A 423-nucleotide genomic window follows, 5' to 3' on the forward strand; every position below is an offset into this window, starting at 1 on the left:
CTGTTGATCCTCGACCGCCGGGCGTGTGGTGGGGTGGACCCCGGAACAAGTCCGGGGTGACGAAAGGGGACGTTAGCCCGCTTCCCGCCCCACGCGGACCAGTGCGCCGTCGGGGTCGCTGACGGCGAATTCATACATGCCCCATGGCTTGAGATGCGGTGCGCCGGGTTCGATGATCAGGTCGCGCACGCGGTCGGCGATGGCGTCGACGTCTTCGGCGTAGAGGTAGAGGCCGAAGGGGTTGTCGGGGGCCTGGGGCGTGCCCGGTTCGTGGCGCAGGTGGAGGTGCCAGCCCTTGCCGTCGCTCAAGATGCGGTAATGGCCATAGTCGCTGTCGAGGGTGAGGCCGAGGCGCTCGTAGAATGCGGTGCTGGCGGCAAGATCGCGGCAGGGGAGGATGGCGGTGATGCGGGGGTGGGGCAT

The 423-nt window shown here is 68.1% G+C and carries 1 protein-coding gene; it reads right to left on the reverse strand.

Annotated features, from left to right (window positions below; translation table 11 throughout):
• Positions 1 to 72 precede the first annotated feature (72 nt).
• The gene (locus AX681_RS18170) at positions 73 to 423 is read right to left on the reverse strand and encodes a VOC family protein (protein WP_066682584.1); all 351 of its coding nucleotides are present in this window, start codon (positions 421 to 423) and stop codon (positions 73 to 75) included.

Origin of the sequence: Sphingomonas sp. CCH9-E2 (assembly GCF_001557215.1) — a bacterium.
Classification (GTDB): domain Bacteria; phylum Pseudomonadota; class Alphaproteobacteria; order Sphingomonadales; family Sphingomonadaceae; genus Sphingomonas.